General features: G+C 62.6%; 18 protein-coding genes. 7 read left to right on the top strand and 11 right to left on the bottom strand.

All coding sequences use genetic code 11. The features are described from left to right. The first annotated feature begins 62 nt into the window (after window positions 1–62). Window positions 63–2141, top strand: a complete 2079-nt coding sequence (locus tag ACX3M4_RS16255; protein ID WP_459354045.1) for a putative bifunctional diguanylate cyclase/phosphodiesterase — start codon at window positions 63–65, stop codon at window positions 2139–2141. Window positions 2142–2207: 66 nt separating this feature from the next. Here the strand turns inward: ACX3M4_RS16255 and gyrB are convergent, their stop codons facing one another. The 8 genes from gyrB to mutM all read right to left on the bottom strand — a co-directional run bounded on the left by gyrB (window position 2208) and on the right by mutM (window position 12262). Further along, window positions 2208–4661 carry a DNA topoisomerase (ATP-hydrolyzing) subunit B gene (gene gyrB / locus ACX3M4_RS16250; protein ID WP_459354044.1) on the bottom strand — a complete coding sequence of 818 codons (2454 nt, stop codon included), beginning with the start codon at window positions 4659–4661 and terminating at the stop codon, window positions 2208–2210. A gap of 144 nt (window positions 4662–4805) precedes the next feature. Next, the gene (gene recF, locus ACX3M4_RS16245; protein WP_459354043.1) at window positions 4806–5942 is read right to left on the bottom strand and encodes a DNA replication/repair protein RecF; all 1137 of its coding nucleotides are present in this window, start codon (window positions 5940–5942) and stop codon (window positions 4806–4808) included. A 37-nt stretch (window positions 5943–5979) separates the two neighbouring features. Continuing rightward, window positions 5980–7098 carry a DNA polymerase III subunit beta gene (gene dnaN / locus ACX3M4_RS16240; protein ID WP_459354042.1) on the bottom strand — a complete coding sequence of 373 codons (1119 nt, stop codon included), beginning with the start codon at window positions 7096–7098 and terminating at the stop codon, window positions 5980–5982. A 191-nt stretch (window positions 7099–7289) separates the two neighbouring features. Continuing rightward, entirely contained in the window at window positions 7290–8765 is a 1476-nt protein-coding gene (gene dnaA / locus ACX3M4_RS16235; protein WP_459354041.1) for a chromosomal replication initiator protein DnaA, read from the bottom strand. 154 nt (window positions 8766–8919) lie between these two features. Then, on the bottom strand, window positions 8920–9375 hold the full coding sequence (locus tag ACX3M4_RS16230; protein ID WP_459354040.1) for a rhodanese-like domain-containing protein: 456 nt from the start codon (window positions 9373–9375) through the stop codon (window positions 8920–8922). Between the two features lie 632 nt (window positions 9376–10007). After that, window positions 10008–10274 carry a 30S ribosomal protein S20 gene (rpsT, locus tag ACX3M4_RS16225; protein ID WP_459354039.1) on the bottom strand — a complete coding sequence of 89 codons (267 nt, stop codon included), beginning with the start codon at window positions 10272–10274 and terminating at the stop codon, window positions 10008–10010. Window positions 10275–10449: 175 nt separating this feature from the next. Beyond that, entirely contained in the window at window positions 10450–11223 is a 774-nt protein-coding gene (locus tag ACX3M4_RS16220; protein WP_459354038.1) for an enoyl-CoA hydratase, read from the bottom strand. A 145-nt stretch (window positions 11224–11368) separates the two neighbouring features. Further along, entirely contained in the window at window positions 11369–12262 is an 894-nt protein-coding gene (gene mutM, locus ACX3M4_RS16215) for a bifunctional DNA-formamidopyrimidine glycosylase/DNA-(apurinic or apyrimidinic site) lyase (RefSeq protein WP_459354037.1), read from the bottom strand. A gap of 244 nt (window positions 12263–12506) precedes the next feature. On the opposite strand from mutM, the gene ubiE reads away from it, so the two are divergent. Together ubiE and ubiB are read left to right on the top strand one after the other, a co-directional pair. Beyond that, window positions 12507–13256, top strand: coding sequence for a bifunctional demethylmenaquinone methyltransferase/2-methoxy-6-polyprenyl-1,4-benzoquinol methylase UbiE (gene ubiE, locus ACX3M4_RS16210; RefSeq protein WP_459359444.1), 750 nt, complete (start codon window positions 12507–12509; stop codon window positions 13254–13256). 3 nt (window positions 13257–13259) lie between these two features. Beyond that, window positions 13260–14840 carry a 2-polyprenylphenol 6-hydroxylase gene (ubiB, locus tag ACX3M4_RS16205; RefSeq protein WP_459354036.1) on the top strand — a complete coding sequence of 527 codons (1581 nt, stop codon included), beginning with the start codon at window positions 13260–13262 and terminating at the stop codon, window positions 14838–14840. Between the two features lie 51 nt (window positions 14841–14891). Here the strand turns inward: ubiB and ACX3M4_RS16200 are convergent, their stop codons facing one another. Then, the gene (locus ACX3M4_RS16200) at window positions 14892–15512 is read right to left on the bottom strand and encodes a GntR family transcriptional regulator (RefSeq protein ID WP_459354035.1); all 621 of its coding nucleotides are present in this window, start codon (window positions 15510–15512) and stop codon (window positions 14892–14894) included. An 87-nt stretch (window positions 15513–15599) separates the two neighbouring features. Here ACX3M4_RS16200 and ACX3M4_RS16195 point away from each other — a divergent pair, with 87 nt between their 5' ends. Beyond that, window positions 15600–16070: an OsmC family protein gene (locus tag ACX3M4_RS16195; protein WP_459354034.1), complete on the top strand. Its 471-nt coding sequence runs from the start codon at window positions 15600–15602 to the stop codon at window positions 16068–16070. Between the two features lie 9 nt (window positions 16071–16079). Here the strand turns inward: ACX3M4_RS16195 and ACX3M4_RS16190 are convergent, their stop codons facing one another. Both ACX3M4_RS16190 and ACX3M4_RS16185 read right to left on the bottom strand, forming a co-directional pair. Beyond that, window positions 16080–16703 carry an alpha-ketoglutarate-dependent dioxygenase AlkB family protein gene (locus tag ACX3M4_RS16190; protein WP_459354033.1) on the bottom strand — a complete coding sequence of 208 codons (624 nt, stop codon included), beginning with the start codon at window positions 16701–16703 and terminating at the stop codon, window positions 16080–16082. Window positions 16704–16725: 22 nt separating this feature from the next. Next, the gene (locus tag ACX3M4_RS16185) at window positions 16726–17556 is read right to left on the bottom strand and encodes a glycine-rich domain-containing protein (RefSeq protein ID WP_459354032.1); all 831 of its coding nucleotides are present in this window, start codon (window positions 17554–17556) and stop codon (window positions 16726–16728) included. 459 nt (window positions 17557–18015) lie between these two features. Here ACX3M4_RS16185 and dnaK point away from each other — a divergent pair, with 459 nt between their 5' ends. From dnaK to ACX3M4_RS16170, 3 genes are all read left to right on the top strand, one after another. Then, complete coding sequence (gene dnaK, locus ACX3M4_RS16180; protein ID WP_459354031.1) at window positions 18016–19938, top strand: molecular chaperone DnaK; 1923 nt, start codon at window positions 18016–18018, stop codon at window positions 19936–19938. 163 nt (window positions 19939–20101) lie between these two features. Beyond that, a complete protein-coding gene (gene dnaJ / locus ACX3M4_RS16175) occupies window positions 20102–21229 on the top strand; it encodes a molecular chaperone DnaJ (protein WP_459354030.1) in 1128 nt (375 codons plus the stop codon). A gap of 102 nt (window positions 21230–21331) precedes the next feature. Next, window positions 21332–21994, top strand: a complete 663-nt coding sequence (locus ACX3M4_RS16170) for a class I SAM-dependent methyltransferase (RefSeq protein WP_459354029.1) — start codon at window positions 21332–21334, stop codon at window positions 21992–21994. The last annotated feature ends 11 nt before the right edge of the window (window positions 21995–22005 follow it).

Raw genomic sequence — 22005 nt, 5'->3', positions numbered from 1 at the left:
GGGCGGCGCATGTGTATTTGAGTTGGCGCCATTTGAACGGCAATTTTTGAAAGGGCGGTCTGGTGCAGGTCAGCCAACGGTTCACAAGCAACCGGCTGGAGCAATCCGGTCGTGCAGACAAGAATACGCTCACGGACTTTCACACGTCTCTGCTGGAAGTGCTTCCGCATGCGGCGGCCTATGTCGCCCAGGACGGAAGCATCCTGGTGCACAACATGCACATGGTTGCCACTTGCGCCGAGCGGGGCATTTCTCCGTTGCCCGCCTCCTTGCCCGCGCTTCTGTCGGAAGGCAGCTGGCGACGCTGCGAGGCCGTGCTCTCGGCCGCATTCAGCGGCGTTCCGGCCCAGGCAAGCGGCACCATATTGCTGAGCTCGGGTGCCACCTTCTGCCACCACATGATCTGCACCTCCTTCGTCTCGCTCACCGGCGAGCGGCAGGCCGTGCTTGTCCAGTTCGACATGGAAGAGACCGGCCAGGACGAGATTTCCGGATTGCCGGGCCTCGAACTGACGGGCGGAGCAGGGGCGAAAAATCAGGGCCTGAACTTTCTCGATCATTTTCCGGACGATGTCCTCGTTTTCGATGGATCCGAAAGCGCGGCTGAAAAGGCCGCCCGGCTGCTGTCCCAGACCGGCAGCGAGTATGATGCCGGGCTGCTTGCCGAAGCGATTGGAGGCCTGGAGCCGGGCCTGCCGCAGACGCTTTACATTCCCGAACGCAGCGGCGTCGAAGCCGCCGGCCGAACGGGCGAGCGCCTGATGTGCGAAATGCGCATCGTGCCTCTGCCCGGAAACCTCGCCGACGGTGCATCGATGGCAATCATCCGCCGCAATGTGGACTGCCCGGTCGAGATTGCGGAGAACCGGCGCCTTGCCTATCTCGATCCGCTGACGGGCTTGGAAAACCGCCGTGCCTTCACCCGGGCACTAAAGCGTGAGCTGACGCGGCTTTCAGCGGACAAGGCGACCGGGCTTGCGGTGCTCTATATCGATCTCGACGAATTCAAGAAGGTCAACGATCTTGGCGGGCACGATGCGGGCGACGACATGCTGTTGCGCGTTGCCGCGTGTTTGCGGCTGACACTGGGCGAATTCGGGACCGCTGCCCGGATCGGCGGCGACGAGTTTGCCGGCATGGTGCCTGCCGCCAACGAGGAAGCCGCGCTCGACATCGCCGAAAAGATTCTCGACGGCTTCGACCGGATCCGCCTGGAAGTCGGCGACAGGGTGTTCACCATCGGCGGCTCCATCGGCGTTGCCTTTCTGGGCGGCGGGGTCGTCATTCGCGACGGGGAGGCGGCAGCCCTCCTTGGACTTGCCGACCGGGCTTGCCTGCGCGGCAAGCGGTTCGGCGGACGCTCCGTCCAGATCCATACCGTGCAATCGGCCGATTGCGAGGGCAATGGCGTCGAACTGGCCGACCTGCCGGAACCGGGCAGCTTCCGCGGCAATGAACTGACGCTTTACGCCATGCCGATCATGTGCCTGCGGCGGGAGCGGCTCTGCGGCTCGGAAGTTCTCCTGCGCCTTCAGGGCGACCGCGCTCGGTGCCTGTCGTCGAGGGCCTGGATCAGCGCGGCCGAGCGTTCCGGTTTCATTGCGCAGGTCGATGCCTGGACGCTCGACAAGGTGCTGGATGCGGCAGAGCGCAATCCGGAACGCACGATCCTGACCATGAACGTTTCGGCGGACTCGGCCCGTGATCCGAATTTCCGCGACGGGCTTTACCACCGCTTGTCCGCTAATCCGCTGCTTGCCTCGAAACTCTGCCTGGAGATTGCCGAAAAGGACTTCCTGCGCGAGCCGGCAACGGTGGAATCCTTCTTCAAGTTCGTCTCGGAATTGGGCTGCCAGACCGCCATCGACGATTTCGCCGGGCATTGGCCGGTACTGTCGCGGCTGACGAGCCTGCGTGTCGAATGGCTGAAGCTGGAATCGAGCCTCACCCAGCAGGTGGTGGAGGAGCCGGCCAAGGCGGCAATCCTCAACGGCCTTGTGCGCGCCGCCCATGAGCTCGGCATCAAGGTGATCGCCAAGCATGTGGAAACCGCCGAGGAAGCGGCGCTTTTGCGCGAACTCAACATCGAGGCGGCGCAGGGCTTCTATTTCGGCCGTCCGGTACCTTGGCCGGGCGCCTGAGAGGGATCATGTGCGGATACGAAAAGAGCGGCGAAATCGCCGCTCTTTCTTTGTGTCCTTGACGGTTCAGATGTCGAGATTGGCAACCGCCAGCGCGTTTTCCTGGATGAACTCGCGCCGCGGCTCGACCTCGTCGCCCATCAGCTTGGTGAAGATGTCGTCGGCATCGTCCGCCTCGCGCACCTTCACCTGAAGCAGCGAGCGGACATTCGGGTCGAGCGTCGTTTCCCAGAGCTGTTCCGGGTTCATCTCGCCGAGACCTTTATAGCGCTGTAGCGAAATGCCCTTCTGGCCCGAGGCATAGACCTGGGCGAGCAGGGCGCGGGGCCCACGGATTTCCGTCGCGACATCCTTGCGGCGCAGGACGGCGGCCTTGCCGTAGATCTCGCGCAGATGGCCGGCTTGGGCGGCAAGGCGGCGGGCATCGGTGGAGCCGAGCAGCGCCGCATCGATCGTCGCCGCTTCCTGGACGCCGCGCACCGTGCGCTTGAACACCAGGCTGCCGTCTTCCCGGGCTTCGCCGGTCCAGCCGCGCTCGAATTCGTCGGCCAGGATATCCATGCGCCGGGCGATATAGGCGGCGGCCTCTTCGGCCTTGGCATGGTCGTCCAGGATCTCCGGCGTCAGGGCGCCGGCAATCGCAGCCTGCTCGACGACGTCGCGGTTGTAGCGCGAATGCAGCCCGTCGAAGATGTCGGAGATGGTGCGGGCGGTCTCGGCGACGGCTCTGAGGTCCTGACCCATGCGGACTTCGCCGCTTGCCAGCGTCAGAGATGCATCGTCCAGGCCCTGGCCGATCAGGTAGTCTTCCAGCGCCTTCTGGTCCTTCAGATACTGTTCGGACTGGCCGCGCTTGACCTTATAGAGCGGCGGCTGGGCGATATAGATGTAGCCGTTCTCGATCAGCTCCGGCATCTGCCGGAAGAAGAAGGTGAGCAGCAGGGTACGGATATGCGCGCCATCGACGTCAGCATCGGTCATGATGATGATCTTGTGGTAGCGCAGCTTCTCGATGTTGAACTCTTCCTTGCCGATCCCGGTGCCGAGCGCGGTGATGAGCGTGCCGATCTCGTTCGACGACAGCATCTTGTCGAAGCGGGCCCGTTCCACGTTCAGGATCTTGCCGCGCAGCGGCAGCACGGCCTGGTTCTCGCGGTGGCGGCCCTGCTTGGCCGAGCCGCCAGCGGAATCGCCCTCCACCAGGAAGAGTTCGGCCTTGGAGGCATCGCGCTCCTGGCAGTCGGCAAGCTTGCCCGGCAGCGAAGCAATGTCGAGCGCCCCCTTGCGGCGGGTGAGCTCACGCGCCTTGCGGGCAGCTTCGCGGGCGGAAGCCGCTTCCACCACCTTGGAGACGATGGCGCGGGCCGGTGCCGGGTTTTCCTCCAGCCAGTCGCTCAGGGTCTGCGACATCAGGTTTTCCACGACCGGACGGACTTCCGAGGAGACCAGCTTGTCCTTGGTCTGGGAGGAAAACTTCGGGTCGGGCACCTTGACGGAGAGGACGCAGGTCAGGCCTTCGCGGCAGTCGTCGCCGGAAAGGTTCACCTTCTCCTTCTTCATCAGGCCGGTGGCCTCGGCATAGCCGGTGACCTGGCGCGTCAGGGCGGCGCGGAAACCGGCAAGGTGCGTGCCGCCGTCGCGCTGCGGAATGTTGTTCGTGAAGCACAGCACATGCTCGTGGTAGCTGTCGTTCCACCACATGGCCGCCTCGACGGTGATGCCGTCCTTTTCGGCGCGCATGATGATCGGCGCCTCGATCAGCGGGTGCTTGGCCCGGTCGAGATAACGCACGAAGGCTTCGAGGCCCCCTTCATAGAAGAGTTCCTCGACCCGCGGCTCCACGCCGCGCTTGTCGGTCAGGATGATGCGGACGCCGGAATTGAGGAAGGCGAGTTCCCGCAAGCGGTGTTCCAGCGTGCTGAAGTCGAACTCGGTCTTGGTGAAGGTTTCCGGCGAGGGCAGGAACGTGACCTCGGTGCCCTTCTTGCCATTGGCAGGCCCCACCACCGCAAGCGGTGCCTGGGCGTCGCCATGGGCAAAGGACATGAAATGTTCCTGGTTGTTGCGCCAGATGCGCAGGTCCAGCCGCGTGGAGAGCGCGTTCACCACCGAAACACCCACGCCGTGCAGACCGCCGGAGACCTTGTAGGAATTCTGGTCGAATTTCCCGCCCGCATGCAGCTGGGTCATGATCACTTCGGCAGCCGAGACGCCTTCTTCCGAATGCAGGTCCGTCGGGATGCCGCGACCGTTGTCGGAGACGGTCACCGAGTCGTCCGGATTGAGGGTGACCGTCACATGGTCGGCGTGACCGGCCAGCGCTTCGTCGATGGCGTTGTCGACCACTTCGTAGACCATGTGGTGCAGGCCGGAGCCGTCATCGGTATCGCCGATATACATGCCGGGCCGCTTGCGCACCGCGTCGAGGCCCTTCAGGACCTTGATGCTGTCGGCGCCGTATTCGGCGGCACCATTGGTTTCCGGGGTCGGGCTGGGCTCGGACGTGGACATGTCGCTCATGCGAATCAATCACCAATCGATTTATCGTTTCTTACCCCGTTATACGGGGTTCCGGCGGGGGTTCAACCGCGCGCCGGCCTCAGGCAAGCCAGCAAGGGGATTCTGGTGGAAAACCATAAGAATCCGGCGGATTTAAGGGTCTGATCAGCCTCTGATCAGGCGGCTCTGGTGATCCTTCACATCAAACAGCTCCGAGCCGCCGGGAAGGGCCTCGAACAAGGCCGCGTCCGTGCCCGTCATGAAGACCTGTCCGCCGAGGGAATCGAGCTTGGAAAAGAGGGCCGCGCGGCGGTTCGGATCGAGGTGGGCAGCGACTTCGTCGAGCAGCAGCACCGGTGTCATGCCGGAGACTTTCGTGGTCAGTTCGGCATGGGCCAGGATCAGTCCGATCAGCAGCGCCTTCTGTTCGCCGGTCGAGGACTGCGCCGCCGGCATCGCCTTGGCCGCGTGCTGTACGGCAAGGTCGCTGAGATGCGGACCGTTCAGCGTGCGCCCGGCGGCCCGGTCCCGCGAGCGGCCGTCGCGCAGCAGCCTTCGGTAATGGTCTTCCCGGTCGGACGCGCTGAGGCCGATCGTCTCCGCCTCGAAAGCGCCTTCCAGCGCGACGGCGGCATGGGGGAAAGGCAGATCCGTTGCGGCCTGCTCCGCGATCATGCGGCCGAGGAGGCCGACCGTCTCGCTGCGGGCGATGGAGACGGCCGTACCGAGTTCGGCCACCTGCTGTTCCAGAGCGCTGAGATATGCATCCGAACCGCCCTGGTCGAGCAGGCGGTTGCGCTGGCGCAGGGCCGTTTCGAAATCGCTGACCCGCCGGCCATGGGCCGGATCGAGAGCCAGTGTCAGCCTGTCGAGAAAACGCCGCCGGTCGGAGCCGGGGCCGGTGAAGAGCCCGTCCATCGCCGGCACCAGCCACAGGACGCGCATATAGTCGAGCAGGGTTTCCGAACCGCGCATCTCCTCCCCGTCGATGCGCACCTTGCGGCCGGGCGATCCGGCGGCAAGACCGGTGCCGATCTTCGTTTCCATACCGTCGAGGAGTATGGTGGCCGCGACGCTCCAGCTGCCGTCGCCGTCTTTGCGGGCGATATCGGCGAGGGCGGCACGGCGCAGGCCGCGTCCGGCGGTCAGGAATGACACGGCTTCCAGGATATTGGTCTTGCCGGCGCCGTTCGCGCCGACAAAGGCGACCATCCTGGCGGAAAGCGCGATTGTGAGGGAGGTGTAGTTGCGGAAGCCGGTCAGGGACAGACGGGTCAGCTGCGCCGTCCGGAATGCTGTCATCGTCCCGCTTCCGCTTTGTTATCCGTTCGTGTCCGGATCAGACCCGCATCGGCATCAGGACGAACAGGCAGTCATCGACCGTGTTGTCCTGGATGAGGGTCGGGGAACCGCTGTCGGCCAGACGGAAAAGAGCGGTGTCGCTCGAGAGCTGAGTGGCGATGTCGAGCAGGTAGCGTGAGTTGAAGCCGATTTCCAGAGGATCTGCATCGTATTCGACGGCCAGCTCTTCCGTGGCGCTGCCCGAATCCGGGTTGTTCACCGTCAGCACCATGCGGCCTTCGGACAGCGACAGTTTCACGGCGCGGCCACGTTCGGAAGAAATCGTCGACACGCGGTCGACAGCTTCCTTGAACTCGTCCCGGTCAACGCGCATTTCCTTGTCGTTGTTCTGCGGGATCACACGGCCGTAATCCGGGAAGGTGCCGTCAATCAGCTTGGACGTCAGGATCACCGAGCCTGTGGTGAGGCGGATCTTGGTGTCGGAGAGTTCGACCTGCACATTGGCATCCGGCGTTTCCAGGAGCTTCTGGATTTCGCCGACCGTCTTGCGCGGTACGATGATGCCCGGCATGCCGGCGGAACCCGACGGAGCCGGCACTTCCGCCTGGGCAAGACGGTGACCGTCAGTCGCAACGGCGCGGAACTGCATGCCTGCACCCGCATCGACGGTGTGGAGGTAAATGCCGTTCAGATAATAGCGGGTCTCCTCTGTGGAGATCGCAAACTGGGTTGCGTCGATCAGCTTGCGGATATCGCCTGCGGTCAAGGAGAAGCCGTGGCTGAAGTCGCCTGCGGTGAGATCCGGGAAATCGGTTTCCGGCAGCATCTGCAGGGTGAATTTAGACCGGCCGGCGCGGATTTCGAGCGTGGCGTTGTCGCTGGTGGTTTCCAGCACCACCTGCGAGCCTTCCGGCAGCTTGCGCACGATGTCGTAGAACATGTGCGCGGGAACGGTGGTTGCGCCCGGCATGTCGATCATGGCCGGTACGGATTCGACGATTTCGAGATCGAGGTCGGTCGCCTTTAGATTGATGGCACCGCCATCTGCCCGCAGCAAAACGTTGGACAGGATGGGTATGGTATTCCGGCGCTCTACCACCCGGTGAACATGGGTCAAGGACTTGAGGAGGTCGGTCCGCTCGAGGGTCGCTTTCATACTCTCGTTCCGTACTCATGAAACGCCTGGCTGGACTGCCGGGCTGATTGAATATTGTTGGCTCCGGTGAGGAGCGGGGGGACGACACTGCCCTTAACCGGCTCCAAAAGCAAGGGGGCGTTCCGCCGGAACGCCCCCAATTTCATGAGAATATCGGGTATTTTAACCCTATTGCCAAAGCCCTTCCGGGCTCAGGCATCCAGCATCCGCTTCAGCAGTTCCAGCTCCTGTGCGAGTGCGTAGTCAGCGCGGGCCATTTCCTCGATCTTGCGCACTGCGTGCAACACTGTGGTGTGGTCCCGGTTGCCGAAGCGGCGGCCGATTTCCGGCAGCGAACGCGGGGTCATGACCTTGGCCAGATACATGGCGATCTGGCGCGGGCGCACGATCGTCCGGGTGCGGCGGGCCGACAGAAGGTCTGCCTTGGTCACGTTGTAGTGCTTGGAGACCACCCGCTGGATGTCCTCGATCTTGACCCGGCGCGGCTCGCTGGAGCGAACCAGATCGCGCAGGGTCATTTCCGCCATCTCCTGCGTGATCGGCTGGTTGGTCAGCTGATTATGCGCAATCAGGCGGTTGAGGGCACCTTCCAGGTCGCGGCCCGAAGAAGCCACATGCCGGGCGACATAATCCAGCACGCCGTCCGGAACGTCGAACTGCGGATAGGTCTTGCGGGCCGCTTCCACGCGCGAAACCAGGATGTTGCGGCGGAGCACGAAATCCGGCTCCTGGATGCCGACCACAAGGCCACCGGAGAGACGCGAGCGGACGCGGTCGTCGAGCGTGTCGAGCTCGGAGGGAGCCCGGTCGGCGGCAACGATCACCTGGCGCGCACCGTCGATCAGTGCGTTCAGCGTATGGCAGAATTCCTGCTGCACCTGCTTGCCGTGCAGGAACTGCATGTCGTCGATCAGAAGCAGATCGATCGTGCGCAGGTTTTCCTTGAACGCGAGCGCGGACTGGGACTTCAGCGCGGCCACGAACTTGTACATGAAATGCTCTGCCGTCAGGTAAAGCACCTTGCGGCCGCCGGCGCGGGCCTTGGCTGCCACGGCCTGCATCAGGTGGGTCTTGCCCAGCCCGACGGACGCATGCAGATAGAGCGGGTTGAAGGTCACCGGGCCGCCGGCGGCAACCTGACGGGCCGCCGCAAGAGCCAGATTGTTGGACTCGCCTTCAACAAAGGTCTCGAACGTGTATTTGGGGTCCAGTGCGGCACCCTGAAGGACGTCCCGGGCGCTGTCCTGGCTGCTTTCACCGCGGCCGAGGGCAGCGGTAACAGCCTGGGCGCGGGTGACCTGAGCCGCATCGGCAAGCGCGTCGCCGCCTCTGTCGACGGCGGCCGGCTTCGGGCCCTGCGGTGCTGCGAGGCTCGGTTGGGCAACCGGGGTCTGACGCGGACGGATAGCGCCGCGCACGGTCAGCTCGATGCGGTGCACATTGTCGCATTCGCGCTGCCACAGACCCATCAGCTGGTCATTGTAGTTGTTCTGGATCCACTGCTTCAGGAACCGGGTGGGAACCGACAGACGGACCGTGCCGTCCTGATGTTCCTCAAGATCCACCCGCGCGAACCAGCTGGTGAACACATCGTCCCCCAGTTCGGCGCGGAGCTGTTTCTTGACCCGCTTCCACTGTTCGGAGCCGCCTGCCTCCTGAACCTGCATGTCATCTGCCTCCTGTACACTTGAAGAACGATCCGCCACAGCCGGTCTTCGACGCCTTGCTGCTTTTGCAGCATTATAATGTCCCTTTTGGGACGGTTATCCGTTCGGCGAAGGGACGTATCCCGTCGCTTGCCCCCGACCTGAGGCGGGGTTGCTAACTTTGTATCCAGGGCAGTCCGGCGGCTTTCCAGCCGGACCGGGTTCCGCGGTGGCCCTCCTGATCGAGGGGGCCTTCGAACCCATCAGAGATGTTAAAGCATTGCGTGTAACCGGCCCGCGTCAGGGCAATTGCTGCTGCCTGACTGCGTGCGCCGGAGCGGCACAAAAAATAGATCGGGGCGTTTTGGTCAAGTCCTTTTTTGACCAAAAAGTCGGAAAGAAAACTTGCAAAATCAGGATTAGCTCCCGACGGCGGAAAACTCTGCCATTCCACCAGCACCGGTTCCTTGCCGATCGGCCGCAGGTCCGGCAGGCCGACAAAGGACCATTCGGCTTGCGTGCGCACATCGACGAGCATCGCGGCGTCGTCGCTGGAGAGCTTGTCGAAAGCCTCCTGGACGCTCACGTTGCCTGCGTATCCATCTTCAATTTGCAAAACGGCCCCCTTCAATAGCGAAGCGCTATTGACTTAAAATAATATTCACGATGTTCGGGAAGAAATTCTAGTCTAGATCGGCGCTAAGCGCCCGGAATGCCGAATACAGGAATGTATTCATTCTCCGGTCTAAATGCCGTGTGCTTAGCTATGGTTCGATTAGACTTTTTCATTTTTGTTCCAAGCACCGATTTTTCAGTTGATCGCTGGTCTTTCCCGCCAGCCGTATTGTTAATATACAGACCGCGACCGACGGGGCAACCGCGTGTTTTTCCTTAGGGCGGAAAGCGGCGGTTTTCACCCCTTGGGGACGGGGTTTTGGGCTCCGGCGAAGGAGCGAACAAATGCGTTTTACCGCAATGACTTTTTGCTCTGACGCGGACTGTCACAAAGCAAAAACTACAATTTCAAAAAAAAATTCGGAACTGATAGCTTGACTCGTATCGAATCCGTATCGATCGCGATCCTTCGCACCTACATGTGTGCAAATCATTGAAAATTAAAACAATTCCTTGTCAGCGTAATACTTGGTAGAAATTCCAATATTGCCCGTTCAGGTTGTCGATTTTGGTCATCCACAAAATTGCGTGGCTAAAAAAAACCCGGCACTGAGGCCGGGTCTTTTTAACGGTCGTATGACGGGTCGTTTACGCGCCGAGTGCCTTGATGCGGGCATTGAGGCGGGAAACTTTCCGGGAAGCCGTATTGGCGTGCATCGTGCCTTTGCTGGCAGAGCGCATGATTTCCGGCTGTGCGGCCTTGAAGGCTTCGTTTGCAGCTGCCTGATCGCCGGAAGCAATCGCTTCCTCAACCTTGCGCAGGAAGGTGCGCACGCGGCTGCGACGGGCTTTGTTCGTGGCCGTCCGGCGGGCAATCTTGCGGGCCGCCTTCTTGGCCGATGGTGTGTTGGCCATGGGCTCAATCCTGATCGGTAATTGGGACAAATGTCCGGTGGCGATCGGGACCAAGGCGCGAGGGCGGCAAGACCCGATCAAAAAACAACGGCGGCGGAAAACCGCCACCGATTGGGCGCTGCTTATAATCGCGCTATTGGGCGACGTCAACGGCTTATCGGCGTTTGCCGGAAGTTTATTTGTTGCGGAATTGCGGTGCCCGCTTCTCGGTAAAGGCGGTCATGCCCTCTTTCTGGTCCTGAAGGGCAAAGAGCGCCTGGAATACACGCCGCTCGAAACGCACCCCTTCCGAAAGGGTCGTCTCATAGGCGCGGTCGACGCTTTCCTTGGCCATCATGACGACGGGCAGCGAGAAGTCGGCGATCTTCTCCGCCGCCTTCATGGTTTCTTCCAAAAGGTCGTCCGCGGGCACGACCCGGCTGACAAGACCGCTGCGCTCGGCTTCCTCCGCATCCATCATGCGGCCGGTCAGGACCATGTCCATGGCCTTCGACTTGCCGACGAAGCGCGTCAGGCGCTGGGTGCCGCCGGCTCCCGGAATGACACCGAGTGTAATTTCCGGCTGGCCGAATTTTGCCGTGTCCGCCGCGATGATGAAGTCGCACAGCATCGCCAGCTCGCAGCCACCGCCAAGAGCATAGCCCGCAACGGCCGCGATGATCGGCTTGCGGTTGCGCGAAACGCGATCGAAAGGCGTGATCAGGTCCGTCTGGTAGGCGGAGGAGAAATCGTGCGGCTGCATCTCCTTGATGTCCGCACCGGCGGCAAAGGCCTTTTCCGAGCCGGTGATGACGACGCAGCCGATCTTTTCGTCGGCATCGAAGCCGTCGAGCGCGCTGCCGAGTTCGTCGACCAGGGCCTTGTTCAGCGCATTCAGCGCCTTCGGCCGGTCCAGCGTGATCACTCCGACCTTGCCGCGCTTTTCGACGCGGATGTTCTCATATCCCATGTTGCCCGCTCCCAGTGGTGGGGTCCGCCAGGGACGAGAAGAAGGCCGCAAGACCCGCATCCGGTCCGGAGGATCCCTGGACATGCAATTTCTACGGGCCATGCCTAACCGACCGCGTGCGGGTCTGGCAAGCTTGTCCGAAGAGTCAGGTCTGGCAGGCCGGGCAGTGAAAGGTCGAGCGGCCCGACTGGACCAGCCGCGTCACTGTGCCCTTGCAGCCGGATGTCCGGCAAGCCTCCCCCTCGCGATCGTAAACGGCGAAGGAATGCTGGAAATAGCCGAGCGAACCGTCCGCCTGCGTGTGGTCCCGAAGCGAGGATCCGCCCGCACGGATCGCCTCTTCCAGGGTCGCCCGGATATTGTCGGCGAGTTCCTCCGCCTTGCGGGTCGGGCGCCCGGTCTTCGTCACCAGGGTGCCGGCTGCCCGCTCCGGACTGAGTCCGGTCCGCCAGAGCGCCTCGCACACATATATATTGCCGAGACCGGCAATGAGCTTCTGGTTGAGGAGGGCCGCTTTCAGCGGCGTCCTGCGTCCTGCGAAAAGCCGCGCCAGCGTTTCCCCGCTCAAATCGTTGCCGAGCGGCTCCATCCCGAGTTCGCGGAAAAAGGCGTGGGCAGCCAGGTCAGGGCGCGGGATCAGGTCCATGAAGCCGAAACGGCGCGGGTCGTTGTAAAGAATGCGCGCGGGGTCTCCCGCCGCGGTCTGCAAGTGAAAGACCACATGGTCGTGTTTCGGGTTCTTGCTCCGCTCATGGACGAAAGCGCCCGGCGAGTGCGCCAGCCGGTCGTTTTCGACGCGAAACGAGCCCGACATGCCCAGATGCATGACCAGGACATCGCCGCTGTCGACATCGCACAGAAGATATTTCGAGCGCCGCGACAGGGCGGTCACCCGCCGTCCGGTCAGCCGGTCCGCAAACCTGTCGGGAAACGGAAAGCGCAGGTCGGCACGGTTCTGGTCGAGCTTCGTGATCAAGGCGCCTTCAAAGGTCGGGGCTAGCCCCCGCTTTACGGTCTCGACTTCCGGCAATTCGGGCATCTGGGGTCTGGTATCCGGTCTTGCGGCAGGCTATAGGCCTGCGGCATATGGCTAATCTGTCCGGTAGAGATAGCGCTTGTCAGAGGCTTGTACTATGGTCCGGCGCACTTTGAAGACATTTTGAAATGAAGAACCGCTTGAAATCCGGTGAGTGGATGCGGGCGGCGGGGTCGACCTTGGAGGCGCTTTCATGACGCAACAGGCTCATAGCCAGTCCGGCAGAACCGGCCGCGCGCCGGAAGAGATGCCGACCAGCTTCGGCTTTACGAAGGTTGCCGAAGGCCGGAAGCAGGCGCTGGTGGACGACGTCTTTCACAAGGTCGCGGACCGTTACGACCTGATGAACGACCTGATGTCCGGCGGCTTCCACCGGGTCTGGAAGGACGCCATGGTCTCGTACCTGGCGCCGCCCAAGTCGTCCACCTCCGGCTGGCGTCTTTTGGATGTTGCCGGCGGCACCGGCGATATTTCCACGCGCGTCGTCAACCGGTCGGGCGGGACCGTTCGGGCCACTGTCTGCGACATCAACGAGAGCATGCTGGGCGTCGGCCGCGACCGCGCCGAAAAGGCGGGCCTTTCCGATCTCATCACCTTCAGCCAGGGCAATGCGGAAGAGCTGCCGTTCCCGGACAAGAGCTTCGATGCCTATACGATCGCCTTCGGCATCCGCAACGTGCCGGATATCCCGAAGGCCCTGCGGGAGGCGCACCGGGTGCTGAAACGGGGCGGTCGCTTCCTGTGCCTGGAATTTTCCGAGGTCGATGTGCCGCTGCTCGACAAGGTCTATGACAGTTTCTCCTTCAACGCGATCCCGGCCATCGGCCGCTGGGTCACGGGTGACGGCGACCCTTATCAGTATCTGGTGGAATCGATCCGCAACTTCCCGAACCAGGAGCGCTTCGCCGACATGATCCGCGAAGCCGGCTTCGAGCGGGTGAATTTCCGCAACTATTCCGGCGGCATCGCCGCGCTGCATTCCGGCTGGAAACTCTGATCCATGGCCGTTCAGGTAATGCCCTTCCTCCGCCTGGTGCGGGCGGGTTTCGTGATGGCGCGCGAAGGCGTGTTCGGCCTTGTGTCCCTGCCGGACCTTCCGGCCGGGCCGCGCTTTGCCATTGCCTGCGCGCGGCTTCTGGAACGGCGCGCGGTGCGCAACAAACGCGCAGACCTGCGCCTTTCGGACGCGCTCAACAAGCTCGGACCTTCCTACGTCAAGCTCGGCCAGTTCCTGGCAACCAGGGCCGATGTGGTCGGCAAGGAAGCCGCGCGCGAATTGTCGGCGCTGCAGGACCGGCTGCCCGCCTTCGATCATGAATCAGCCCGTGCCGCCGTCGCCGAACAGCTTGGCAAGCCGGTGGAAGAAGTCTTTGCCGAGTTCGGCGAGGCTGTCGCCGCGGCCTCCATCGCTCAGGTGCATCCCGCGATCATCCGCGACAAGGATAGGTCGGAGCGCAAGGTCGCCGTCAAGGTCCTGAGGCCTGGGGTCGCCCGGCGCTTCCAGCGTGACCTGCAGAGCTATTACCTCGTCGCCCGCCTCGCCGAACGGTTCCATCCGCCGGCACGCCGCCTCAGGCCGGTGGCTGTCGTCGATACGCTCGCCCAGTCGGTCGCGATGGAAATGGATTTCCGCCTGGAAGCGGCCGCTCTTTCCGAAATGGCGGAAAACACGGCCAATGATCCGGGCTTCCGGGTCCCCTCCGTCGAATGGCTGCGCACCGCCAAGGGCGTGCTCACCATGGAATGGATCGACGGCCGCAAGATGTCGGACGTCGAGGGCCTGATCGAGGACGGTCATGACCTGGAGGCGCTCGGTGCCGCCGTGATCCAGAGCTTTCTGCGTCACACGCTCCGCGACGGCTTCTTTCATGCCGACATGCACCAGGGCAATCTCTTCGTCCAGCCGGACGGCACGCTGGTCGCGGTCGATTTTGGCATCATTGGCCGGCTCAACAAGCGCGAGCGGCGGTTCCTCGCCGAAATCCTTTTCGGCTTCATCACCCGCAACTACCGCCGGGTGGCGGAGGTGCATTTCGAGGCCGGCTATGTGCCCGCGCACCAGGATGTCGACATGTTCGCCCAGGCGATCCGCGCCATCGGCGAGCCGATCCACGGCCATGACGCCAGCGAGATTTCGATGGCGCGGCTCTTGACGCAGCTCTTCGAAGTGACCGAGCTCTTCGAGATGCACACCCAGACCCAGCTGATCATGCTGCAGAAGACCATGGTCGTGGTGGAAGGTGTCGCGCGCTCGCTCAATCCGAATCTGGACATGTGGCGGACGGCCGAGCCGGTAGTCGGCAGCTGGATCAAGGACAATCTCGGTCCGGTCGGCAAGCTGCGCGATGCCGGCGATGTTCTGGGCGCCCTGGCCAGGATCGCCAACGACCTGCCGCTTTTTGCGGACCGGATCGGCCGTATGTCGGAAGAGCTTGAGCGCATGACGCAGGGCGGCCTGCGCTTCGACGAGGAAACTTCCGAGGCGATCGGCAAGGCAGAAGCCAGACACACGAGGTCCGGCCGGGCCGCGCTCTGGGTAATCGCCGCCTGCGCGGTCGTCGCTACCTATCTGCTGTTCTAGAGTTTTCCAGGCTGGTCTTTGGCGGGGTGCCCCTGATGCCGGTTCCCGGCCTCAGTCCGCCAACGCCGCGAGCAATGTACCGCGCGCGGTCGCGATGTGGCGCTCGAGGATCCTGACGGCTTCGTCCTCCGCCCCGGTCTTCATCGCCTTCACTATGTCTGCATGGTCCTGCAGCCAGTCTTCCGTGCGCGACGGCAGAATTCCGTAGCCGGCGATGTGGATCCGGCAGGTCCGGCGCAGTTCTTCGATCATCGCAATTTGTCGCGGGCGGCGGGCCGGCGCATAGAGCGTCTCGTGAAACATCCAGTCGCTCTCGGCCCATCGGCTTGTCGTTGCATCGATGTTGGAATGGGCGAGCGCCTTGTCGATGCGCTCCAGCTCCGCCGGCGTCACCCGCCGGATGGCCTGTCGCAGGCAATCCGTTTCCAGAAGAACGCGCAGATCGTAGACTTCCTCGATCTCGGCGGCCGACAGGCGGATGACCCGGGCCCGCCGGTTGGGCACAAGATCGATCAGCCCGCGCGCGGCCAGAAGCTGCAGCGCATCGCGCACGGGGATGCGGCTGACGGCGAACCGGGCCGCAATTTCTCCCTGTTTCAATTCCACGCCGGGCCGGTGGGCTCCGCTGACAATCTCGTCTTCCAGCGCGGTCGCGATCTTTTCTGCAGACATGAAGTCTCCTCTGTAATTTGCCTATAGACCTCTTGACACCGGCGGGCAATTGAAAAATGTATAAATGTATACATTTTGGAGGTGCCTATGGGCAAAGAGCATGACTATTCGTCGCTGATCCGATGGACCGGCAACCGGGGCGAGGGCACCAGAACCTATCGCGGTTATGACCGGACCTGGGAGATCCGGACGCCGGGCAAACCGGTGGTTCACTGTTCGAACGACCCGCTTCTCGGCGGCGACCCAACCCTGCACAACCCGGAAGACCTGCTGTTATCTTCCCTGGCAAGTTGTCACATGCTCTGGTACCTGCACCTGGCCAGCAATGCAGGCATCGCGGTCTCTTCTTATGAGGATGCGCCGGTGGCCGTGGGCGAGACAGAGGCCTCGGGTGCGGGCCGTTTCCTGCGTGCCGTCCTGAAGCCCGTCATCACGGTGCCGGCGGGGACGGATCTGGCAAGGGCGGACGCCATCCATCACGAGATCCACAAGGTGTGTTACATCGCCCGGTCGGTGAGTTTTCCGGTGAGCTATGAGGCGCGCTACGTCGAAGCCTGAGCCGAAAGATCAAGCCGGCGTCACCCGCCTTAGCGTCAGGTTGATCCGGCCGCCGCTTTTGAGAAGCGTGGAGGTGCCCGCCAGCACCCGGTCGATGCCGTGGAACGCGAGCCGAGCCTCGCCGCCGAGGACGACGACGTCGCCGGATTGCAGGCGAAAGGATTTCGTCGGGTCTTTCCGGGTGAGCCCGCCGACGCGGAACGTCGCGCTGTCGCCGAGGGAAATGGACACCACCGGCGCGTCGAACATCTCCTCGTCCCGGTCCTGATGCAGGCCCATCCTGGCGCCGGGCTCATAGAAGTTGATGAGACAGGCCTCGGGTTCAGGGGGGTCCGGGGCAACCCCGGCCCAGAGGCCGAGCAACCGCTCCGGCATTGCAGGCCACGGACAGCCCGTCTCCGGATGGGTCGGCTCATAGCGGTAGCCCTTGATATCAGACACCCAGCCGAGCGGACCGCAATTGCTCATCCTGACCGAAAACGGCTTGCCCGTGCGCGGCATGACCGGCCGAAACAGGGGGGCCTCCGCGACGATTGCACGGATCTCTTCCAGAAGCGCTTCCTGGCCGGCGCGGTCGAAGTGGCCGGGCAGATAGGAAAGGCCGTGAAGGCCATTGATCGAAAGGTCCTGCATGAGGCCTTTCTAGCGAATGACTTCAGTCGCCGCCACCACATCCGCTGCAGCCAGAACCGCCACCGTCTCCGCTCCCATGGGTGCCACAGCCGGATCCGGCCCCGCAGCCGGAAGAACCGCCTCCGGTCGCCTTGATGAAAATGGCGCGCACCACGATGAAGATCACGAAGACAACCGCCAGGAAGATGATTGTGTGCTCCGTCGCCCAGTGCCAGACCATGCTGCGCAGACGTTCAATGAATGTGTCACCCTGTGGTTCGCCGTGCGCAAAGGCCAGCCCGGTGCCGAAGGCGAAGGCAGCGATGGCCAGTGCTGCGACACTCGCTTTCGACGGCAGCCGGCCGAAATGGTTGAGCGCCGTGCTCAGTCTGCCGGGCAGGGTCGGCCTGCTGATCAGCCAGACATCCCGGGTGTTGACCCGCTGGAAGTGGGGGGCCTTGCCGAAGCGGATGTCCTCCGGCGGCCAGATATCGGCCGGCGGTTCGCCGAATTCGTCCCGGTAGAGATCCAGCGTGCGAGCGTAGGCCTGCCGAAACAGCGCCGCCTGGTCCGGTCCACCCTTTGTCGGCATGTGGTGCAGCGGCTGGCCGAGCGCTTCGCGGAAGCAACCCCAGTAATGTTTGGTATAGGTCAGATGCAGGTGCCAGGCCTGATCGACCTCGTCGCTCGGCGTTACGATACCCGCCTTCAGCTGGCTGAGATAGACAAAGCGCAGATATTCCAGCACGACCCGTTCCGCATAGCGTTTCCTCCAGCCATTGTCGCGGGCAAGCCGGTGCGAAAAGCGAAAATCGGCCTCCACATCGTCGGGATGGCAGGCGGCGATCCGGGTCCAAAGCGCGGCATTCTGCATTCAGGTCCTCCCTCTCAGGCGCAGCGGGACTTTGAACCGATCGTACGTCAAAGCTCTTATCAATTCCGGAATCGGGCACCGAATTCAGCTATCGGGACTTCGGAGCAATTGACGGCATCGGGCCGATCCCGGTGTTACCCCTGTTTGTAAGAGCGTCTTGCTTGCCCGGGTGACGCCGGGATTGAAGGTGCTTTGTCGGGGAAAAGATCTTTCCAGTGCAGATCCTGAAGCCGGTAACCTTGAGGCAAGACTTTCGCGAGAATCTCCGCTCTCGCGCATTGCCGGTGGACAGATGTCTTGCAGGCAAAGTTTCATCCACCTATATAGCGGTCAAGCTTCGCGCCAAATCCCGAACCCCTGGTTCTGGTGCGTTGTCCGGGGAAACCCGGAACCCAAGTGAGAGGAGCCGGACTGACGCCTTCATGGGTCTTTCCGGTTTGCTAGAAAGAGAGGCTTAAAATGGCAAAGGTCATTGGTATCGACCTCGGCACGACCAACTCGTGCGTCGCCGTCATGGACGGCAAGGATTCCAAAGTTATCGAAAACGCAGAAGGCGCCCGCACCACCCCGTCGATGGTGGCCTTCTCCGACGACGGCGAACGTCTCGTCGGCCAGCCGGCGAAGCGCCAGGCCGTTACGAACCCCACAAACACCCTCTTCGCCGTCAAGCGCCTGATCGGTCGCCGGTATTCCGACCCGACCGTCGAGAAGGACAAGAAGCTCGTCCCGTTCGAGATCGTCAAGGCCGACAATGGCGACGCATGGGTGGAAGCCAACGGCGACAAATACTCCCCGTCTCAGGTGTCTGCCTTCATTCTGCAGAAGATGAAGGAAACCGCCGAGAGCTATCTCGGTGAAAAAGTGACCCAGGCGGTGATCACCGTTCCGGCCTACTTCAACGACGCGCAGCGCCAGGCAACCAAGGATGCCGGCAAGATCGCGGGTCTTGAAGTGCTGCGCATCATCAACGAGCCGACGGCGGCAGCGCTTGCCTACGGTCTCGACAAGAACGACGGCAAGACCATCGCGGTCTATGACCTTGGCGGCGGTACCTTCGACGTGTCCGTTCTGGAAATCGGCGACGGTGTCTTCGAAGTGAAGTCCACCAACGGCGACACCTTCCTCGGCGGTGAAGACTTCGACATGGTCCTGGTCGACTATCTGGCGGCCGAGTTCAAGAAGGACCAGGGCATCGACCTGAAGAACGACAAGCTTGCCCTGCAGCGCCTGAAGGAAGCTGCAGAAAAGGCCAAGATCGAGCTGTCCTCTTCGTCCCAGACCGAAATCAACCTGCCGTTCATCACGGCGGACGCTTCCGGTCCGAAGCACCTGACCCTGAAGCTGACCCGCGCCAAGTTTGAATCGCTGGTCGAAGACCTGGTCAAGCGCACCATCGAGCCGATGAAGGCCGCGCTTAAAGACGCAGGCCTCGCACCGGGCGAGATCGACGAAGTGGTTCTGGTCGGCGGCATGACCCGCATGCCGAAGATCCAGGAAACCGTGAAGACGTTCTTCGGCAAGGAGCCCCACAAGGGTGTGAACCCGGATGAAGTCGTGGCCATGGGCGCGGCGATCCAGGCCGGCGTTCTGCAGGGCGACGTCAAGGACGTTCTCCTGCTCGACGTCACCCCGCTGTCGCTCGGCATCGAGACCCTCGGCGGTGTCTTCACCCGTCTGATCGACCGCAATACGACGATCCCGACCAAGAAGAGCCAGGTGTTCTCGACCGCTGAAGACAATCAGACGGCCGTGACCATCCGCGTCTTCCAGGGCGAGCGTGAAATGGCGGCGGACAACAAGATCCTCGGCCAGTTCGACCTGGTCGGCCTGCCGCCCGCACCGCGCGGCGTCCCGCAGATCGAGGTTGCCTTCGACATCGACGCCAACGGCATCGTCAACGTGTCCGCCAAGGACAAGGGCACCGGCAAGGAACAGCAGATCCGCATCCAGGCCTCCGGCGGCCTCAGCGATAATGACATCGAACAGATGATCAAGGACGCTGAATCCCATGCCGACGAGGACAAGAAGCGGAAAGAACTGGTTGAAGCCAGGAACCAGGGCGAGTCGCTCGTGCACTCGACCGAGAAGTCGCTGAAGGATTATGGCGACAAGGTTTCCGGCGACGACAAGTCCGCGATCGAAACCGCGCTTGAAAGCCTCAAGTCATCGCTGGAAGGCGAGGACCTGGAAGACATCAAGGCCAAGACCCAGGCACTTGCCGAAGCGTCCATGAAGCTTGGCGAAGCCATGTATCAGGCCGCCCAGGCGGAAGCTGAAGCCCAGGAAGGCGAGGAAGAAGCCGACCCGAAGGCCAAGGCCGACGATGTCGTCGATGCGGATTTCGAAGAAGTCAAAGACGAAGACGACAAAAAATCCGCTTAACTGTAAAAAGGCAGCCAGCCGGAAACGGCTGGCTGCGGAATTCCCGGCGCCGGTTGCCTGACTGCCTGATGAAAAGGGCATAAGTGCCCGGCGCCTTCGCCGTAATTGGCGCCGGCTTTTGCCAGGGCCGCCAGCGGTGCAACAACAAGACCGGAAGATCTTGATGTCGAAACGTGATTTCTACGAGGTGCTGGGTGTTTCGCGCGATGCGGACGACAAGGTGCTGAAAAGCGCCTACCGCAAGATGGCGATGCAATTCCATCCGGACCGCAATCCGGGCGACCACGAGGCCGAAACCAAGTTCAAGGAAGTCAACGAGGCCTATGACACGCTGAAGGACGGCCAGAAACGGGCCGCCTATGACCGTTTCGGCCATGCGGCCTTCGAAAACGGCGGTTTCGGCGGCGGCGGCGGTGCGGGCGCGCACGACTTCTCCTCCACCATGTCGGACATCTTCGAGGAATTCTTCGGCATGGGTGGCGGGCGCCGCTCCGGCGGGCGCGAACGCGGGGCGGACCTGCGTTACAATCTCGATATCTCCCTGGAAGAGGCCTACACCGGCAAGACGGTGGAAATCGAAGTGCCGACCAGCGTCACTTGCGACAACTGTTCCGGTTCGGGCGCGAAGCCCGGTACCAGCCCCAGCACCTGCCGCACCTGCGGCGGTGCCGGCCGCGTGCGCGCAGCGCAAGGTTTCTTCACGCTGGAGCGCACCTGTCCGAGCTGTCAGGGCCGCGGCCAGGTCATTACCGATCCCTGCAACAGCTGTGGCGGTTCCGGCCGCAAGACCCAGGAGCGCACGCTTTCGGTCAATATTCCGGCCGGCATCGAGGACGGCACCCGGATCCGCCTTGCCGGCGAAGGCGAAGCGGGCGTCCGCGGCGGCCCGGCGGGGGATCTCTACATCTTCCTGTCGATCAAGCCGCACGAACTCTTCCAGCGCGATGGCGCTGATCTTTACTGCCGCGTGCCGATCTCCATGACAACGGCAACGCTCGGCGGCCAGTTCGACGTGCCGACGGTGGAAGGCGCCACCAGCCGGGTCAAGGTTCCCGAAGGCACCCAGACCGGCAAGCAGTTCCGCCTGCGCGGCAAGGGCATGCCCGTGATGCGCTCCAGCCAGCATGGCGACATGTATATCCAGGTCACGGTCGAGACCCCGACCAACCTGACACGGCGCCAGCGCGAGCTGCTGGCGGAGTTCGAAAAGGAATCCTCCGGCGAGAACAATCCGGAATCGGCCGGCTTTTTCTCCAAGGTGAAGGATTTCATCGACAATCTCGGTGCATAACCGGCCGAACCCGTTTCGACGCGGCATGCAGTATCTGCGCTTGCCCATAGCATCTTGTTGCAATCACTCCTATATTCGCCCCGTGGGGGAGAATGAGGTAAAATGCTGAAACGCAATGGCGGGCACCGGGAAGCCCTTCGGGAGAAACTCGAAAAGGCAAGCGCTGTCCGGGCAAAGGTCCTTGATGAAGTCAAATTCATCCGATCCTGGGCGCAAAATCCGCTAAGGACGGGGGCCGTCACGCCGTCGGGACCGGAGCTTGCCGCAAAAATGGCCTCCTACCTGACGCCGCGGCCGCATTCTCGCGTGGTTGAACTCGGACCGGGCACAGGCGTTGTCACCAGGGCTCTTCTCGACCGCGGCTTTTCCACCCAGCAGCTGAGCCTGGTGGAATATTGTTCCGATTTCTGCGAGCTTCTGGCCTTGCGCTATCCGGGCATGCGGGTGGTGCGCGGCGATGCCTATGCCTTGCGGGAGACCCTGTCTGCCGCTGGCGGTGTACTGGAAGACAGCGCGGAACGGGGCCATCAGCTGGATGGCATCGTCTCGTCGCTGCCGCTGTTGACGCGGCCGGAACCGGCACGCAAGGCCCTCCTGGACGAGGCTCTGGAGCTCTTGAAGCCGGGGGCACCTTTCATCCAGTTTTCCTATGGCCTGACGGCGCCGGTGAAGCCCGAAAGCCGGGCCGTGTCGGTGCTCAGTTCCGAATGGGTCTGGAAGAACCTGCCGCCGGCCCGTGTCTGGGTCTATCGCAAGGGGCATTGACCGGCTTCCGG

It is taken from the genome of Roseibium sp. M-1 (assembly GCF_054515675.1).
Note: the sequence above shows the minus strand (reverse complement) of the source record. Positions and strands in the feature narration are given on the sequence as shown.

Excerpts from the sequence above, each read along its gene's own strand:
- ubiE (WP_459359444.1), top strand. The coding sequence starts at position 12,507 with ATGCCGACCAGCTTCGGCTTTACGAAGGTTGCCGAAGGCCGGAAGCAG.
- dnaK (WP_459354031.1), top strand. The coding sequence starts at position 18,016 with ATGGCAAAGGTCATTGGTATCGACCTCGGCACGACCAACTCGTGCGTC.
- gyrB (WP_459354044.1), bottom strand. The coding sequence starts at position 4,661 with ATGAGCGACATGTCCACGTCCGAGCCCAGCCCGACCCCGGAAACCAAT.
- recF (WP_459354043.1), bottom strand. The coding sequence starts at position 5,942 with ATGACAGCATTCCGGACGGCGCAGCTGACCCGTCTGTCCCTGACCGGC.
- rpsT (WP_459354039.1), bottom strand. The coding sequence starts at position 10,274 with ATGGCCAACACACCATCGGCCAAGAAGGCGGCCCGCAAGATTGCCCGC.
- ACX3M4_RS16195 (WP_459354034.1), top strand. The coding sequence starts at position 15,600 with ATGGGCAAAGAGCATGACTATTCGTCGCTGATCCGATGGACCGGCAAC.
- mutM (WP_459354037.1), bottom strand. The coding sequence starts at position 12,262 with ATGCCCGAATTGCCGGAAGTCGAGACCGTAAAGCGGGGGCTAGCCCCG.
- ACX3M4_RS16220 (WP_459354038.1), bottom strand. The coding sequence starts at position 11,223 with ATGGGATATGAGAACATCCGCGTCGAAAAGCGCGGCAAGGTCGGAGTG.
- ACX3M4_RS16200 (WP_459354035.1), bottom strand. The coding sequence starts at position 15,512 with ATGTCTGCAGAAAAGATCGCGACCGCGCTGGAAGACGAGATTGTCAGC.
- dnaJ (WP_459354030.1), top strand. The coding sequence starts at position 20,102 with ATGTCGAAACGTGATTTCTACGAGGTGCTGGGTGTTTCGCGCGATGCG.
- ubiB (WP_459354036.1), top strand. The coding sequence starts at position 13,260 with ATGGCCGTTCAGGTAATGCCCTTCCTCCGCCTGGTGCGGGCGGGTTTC.
- dnaN (WP_459354042.1), bottom strand. The coding sequence starts at position 7,098 with ATGAAAGCGACCCTCGAGCGGACCGACCTCCTCAAGTCCTTGACCCAT.
- dnaA (WP_459354041.1), bottom strand. The coding sequence starts at position 8,765 with ATGCAGGTTCAGGAGGCAGGCGGCTCCGAACAGTGGAAGCGGGTCAAG.
- ACX3M4_RS16185 (WP_459354032.1), bottom strand. The coding sequence starts at position 17,556 with ATGCAGAATGCCGCGCTTTGGACCCGGATCGCCGCCTGCCATCCCGAC.
- ACX3M4_RS16190 (WP_459354033.1), bottom strand. The coding sequence starts at position 16,703 with ATGCAGGACCTTTCGATCAATGGCCTTCACGGCCTTTCCTATCTGCCC.
- ACX3M4_RS16170 (WP_459354029.1), top strand. The coding sequence starts at position 21,332 with ATGCTGAAACGCAATGGCGGGCACCGGGAAGCCCTTCGGGAGAAACTC.